This window comes from Bradyrhizobium erythrophlei, assembly GCF_042430365.1.
GTDB classification, from domain to species: Bacteria; Pseudomonadota; Alphaproteobacteria; order Rhizobiales; family Xanthobacteraceae; genus Bradyrhizobium; species Bradyrhizobium erythrophlei.
The window spans coordinates 1-3,409 of record NZ_JBHMET010000093.1 but is presented as its reverse complement, the minus strand read 5'-3'; the positions used below and the strand labels follow the sequence as shown (position 1 = coordinate 3,409).

Annotated in this window: 3 protein-coding genes; all 3 read left to right on the top strand. The window is 63.0% G+C overall.

Annotated elements, in window-relative coordinates; translation table 11 throughout:
* The first annotated feature begins 128 nt into the window (after window positions 1–128).
* Genes ACFFWD_RS16570 through ACFFWD_RS16560 form a run of 3 tightly spaced genes read left to right on the top strand, consistent with a single transcriptional unit; the run spans window position 129 to window position 3,291 of the window.
* Window positions 129–1,370 (top strand): site-specific integrase, encoded by a 1,242-nt coding sequence (locus tag ACFFWD_RS16570; protein WP_376966931.1) that lies wholly within the window; start codon window positions 129–131, stop codon window positions 1,368–1,370.
* Window positions 1,367–2,293 (top strand): tyrosine-type recombinase/integrase, encoded by a 927-nt coding sequence (locus ACFFWD_RS16565; RefSeq protein ID WP_376966929.1) that lies wholly within the window; start codon window positions 1,367–1,369, stop codon window positions 2,291–2,293. Before ACFFWD_RS16570 ends, ACFFWD_RS16565 begins: the two co-directional genes overlap by 4 nt.
* Window positions 2,290–3,291: a tyrosine-type recombinase/integrase gene (locus ACFFWD_RS16560; RefSeq protein WP_376966927.1), complete on the top strand. Its 1,002-nt coding sequence runs from the start codon at window positions 2,290–2,292 to the stop codon at window positions 3,289–3,291. The genes ACFFWD_RS16565 and ACFFWD_RS16560 overlap by 4 nt, the downstream gene beginning before the upstream one ends.
* Window positions 3,292–3,409 lie beyond the last annotated feature (118 nt).

Genomic DNA, 3,409 nt, shown 5'->3' with positions numbered 1-3,409 from the left:
TGCCGTTTATGCCGACCGCCGAACTATGCCGAATGGGCTTGTTTTCCCCGAGATTCACCGTGAGCGGCGTGTAATCGGCTCGGCATAGTTTGTCTTGTGTCTCCGCTTTCAACTGCGGAGGCCAGGATATGATTGCAGAAGAGTATTTGGGCAGGAGCCGAGTATTCCGGCGCCTGAAGAGTGGACCGTACGGACGGCTCGTCGAGCTCTACGCGGCGCGTCTCGTCAAGGACGAGCTCGCTGGCCACGGCACGTGGCGATGCTTGAACTTGGTCGGCGATCTCTTCAGCTGGATCAAACGATGCGGCCTGAGGCCAATTGATCTCGATGAGCGTGTGACCGAACGGTACCTTAAGTACCGAGCGCGGAAGCTGTGCATCCAGGCGGGCGACCGGGCGGCGCTGAAGCGGTTGCTATCGGTGTTGCGCGAGGCGGGCATGATTGCACCTGCGCCACTGCCGCCGATCACCCCGGAGCACCAGATATTCGAGGGGTTTAGTGATTATCTGCGACAGGAACGCGGGCTGGCGCCGAGGTCCATCATTTGCCATCTGCCATCCATTCGCCGCTTCCTGCGCGAGGTATGCCCTGCTGGCGCCAGCGATCTCGGCAACATCAGCCAGGAGGGCGTCACCCGCTACATCGAGCGCCACGCCCGGGATGGGAGCGCGGAATCTGGGAAGCGGCTATGCTGGTCGCTGCGCGCATTTCTGCGATACCTCCATCATAAAGGGTTGACCCCGCTCGCTCTGGCGGATTGCGTACCCTCTATCAGGCGATGGAAGCTCGCAAGCCTGCCGACCTATCTGTCCGCCGCGCAGGTCCAGAAGGTCCTCGATGGTTGCGATCGAGCCACCGCGATGGGACGGCGGGATTACGCCATCCTGATGCTGCTGGCGAAGCTCGGTTTACGGGCTGGCGAGGTCGCGACCCTCACCCTGGATGATATCGACTGGCGATCCGGCGAGATGCTCATTCGCGCCAAGGGTCGGCAGCGAGCGCGAATGCCGATGCCTCCAGACGTCGGCGCGGCCGTCGTTGCCTACCTGCGGGATCGCCGCCCGACGTCGTCGTGTCGCCGGCTGTTTCTGCGCACGCCGGCGCCTCACGTCGGCTTTGCATCCGGTTGCGCGATTACGGTGATCGCCAAGACCGCCCTGGAGCGCGCCGGCGTCCGTGGCTACGCCCACCATGGCGCCCACATCTTCCGACACAGCCTTGCTACCGAGCTTCTCCGATCCGGCGCCACCTTGTCAGAGATCGGCCAGTTGCTGCGACACGAGAGCCATGACACCACGCGCATCTATGCGAAGGTGGATATCCAGAGACTCCGCACATTGAGCCTGCCGTGGCCGGGAGGCGCGCAATGACCACTCTGCGATCCGCGCTCGAGCAATATGTGAGCATGCGCCAAGGGCTTGGATACAAGTATCAGCAGCAGGCCCGGCGGCTCGCCAATTTCGTCTCCTTCATGGAGGAGCGCAAGGCCGTGACCATCACCACGAAGCTCGCCGTCGCCTGGGCGACTCTGCCACCCGATCGTCACGCATCCTGGGTCTTGCGATTGACCGATGTACGCGGTTTCGCGCGCCATGTCGCGAACATCGATCCCGGGACGGAGGTGCCACGCGCCGGGATCTTGCCACCCCTGAAGCGTGCCAAGCCCTACGTCTACAGCGATGCGGAGATCGAGGCGTTATTGAAGGCGGCACGTGCCCTGCCTCCTGCAAACGGACTGCGGCGCTGGACTTATCATTACCTGTTCGGGCTGATCGCAGTGACCGGCATACGTGTGTCCGAGGCGATCGGGCTTGAGCGTGCCGATGTCGATCTCAAGGAAGGCTTGCTCACAGTTCGAGAGAGCAAGTTCGGCAAATCACGCCTCGTGCCCTTGCATCCGACGACCCGTGCAGCTCTCCGCAGCTACGCCAAACGGCGAGATGCTCACCTCGGGTCGCGCTGCGGTACGCACTTCTTCGTGGCCGAGCGCGGTGGCCGATTGCGGCACCAGTATGTTCACCGTGTTTTCTTGTGCTTGTCCCGCGAGATCGGCCTACGGCGCCCGGGCGACCATAGCGGGCCACGCATACACGATTTCCGGCATCGCTTCGCCATCCGCACACTTCTCGGCTGGTACCGCAACGGGATCGATGTCGAGCAGCAGCTTCCAGCGCTTTCCACCTACCTCGGCCACACCTGCGTGCGCGACACCTATTGGTATCTTTCGGCCTGTCCGGAGCTGATGGAAGAGGCTGCCCGCCGTCTCGACCGGCGCTGGGAGGCCAAGCCATGAAGCCGAGCAGCAACCTCGCCGCGCTCATCGAGCGTTACTTCACCGTGCGCCTCATGCACCAGCGCAATGTCAGCGTCAACACGATCGCATCCTATCGAGACACGTTCCGGCTGCTGTTCACGTTCGCACAGGCGCGGCTCCGCAAGCCGCCGTCGGCCTTGACCCTCGACGATCTGGACGTGCCCTTTATCAGCGCATTCCTGGCTGATCTCGAGACGAATCGAGGCGCCAGTGTCAGGACGCGCAACCTGCGCCTGACCGCGATTCGCTCCTTCTTCCGGTTCGTGTCTTTCGAGGAGCCGGCTCACAGCGCCCTGATCCAGCGCGTCCTGGCGATACCAAGCAAGCGTCACGACAAACGCCAGGTGCACTTCCTGACACGGCCCGAGATCGAGGCGATCCTTGCCGCCCCAGATCGCACGACCTGGCTCGGACGTCGCGATTATACCTTGCTGCTGCTCGCGGCCCAGACCGGCTTGCGCCTGTCCGAGCTGATCAGCCTCGATAGGGATGCCGTCCACCTCGGTGCCGGCGCACATGTGCGATGCGTCGGAAAGGGTCGAAAGGAGCGATGCACGCCACTAACCGCGTACGCGCGCGGCGCCCTCCAGGCATGGCTCAAGGAACCGGCGCGCCACGGTGCAAACGCGCTGTTCTCCAACATGCATGGTGGTCGGCTGAGCGCCGACAGCGTCCAATCGCTTCTGGCCAAGCATGTGCGTGTCGCCGGCGAGAGCTGTCCGTCATTGGCGTCCAAGCGGGTATCGCCGCACGTGCTCAGGCACAGCGCTGCGATGGAGCTGCTGGAAGCAGGCGTCGATTGCTCCGTAATTGCGCTGTGGCTCGGTCATGAGTCGATCGAAACGACGCAGACCTACCTGCATGCCCATCTCGCACTCAAAGAAGCAGCTCTCGTTAAGCTCAAGCCGTACGAGCGCCGCAAGCGAACCCGCTTCCAGCCAAACGACCGCCTGCTCGCCTTCCTTGAGGCGTTGTAAGACGCCAGACTATGCCGAATGGAACCAGGACGACGATCGCTCGACCAGCGGCAAATCCGCGCAAACGACGGCCTCTTCCAAAACCATTCGGCATAGTGCGGCAGTCGGCATAAACGGC

Bases quoted from the DNA above. Each gene is read 5' to 3' on its own strand.
- ACFFWD_RS16570 (WP_376966931.1), top strand. From the start codon at position 129: ATGATTGCAGAAGAGTATTTGGGCAGGAGCCGAGTATTCCGGCGCCTG.
- ACFFWD_RS16565 (WP_376966929.1), top strand. From the start codon at position 1,367: ATGACCACTCTGCGATCCGCGCTCGAGCAATATGTGAGCATGCGCCAA.
- ACFFWD_RS16560 (WP_376966927.1), top strand. From the start codon at position 2,290: ATGAAGCCGAGCAGCAACCTCGCCGCGCTCATCGAGCGTTACTTCACC.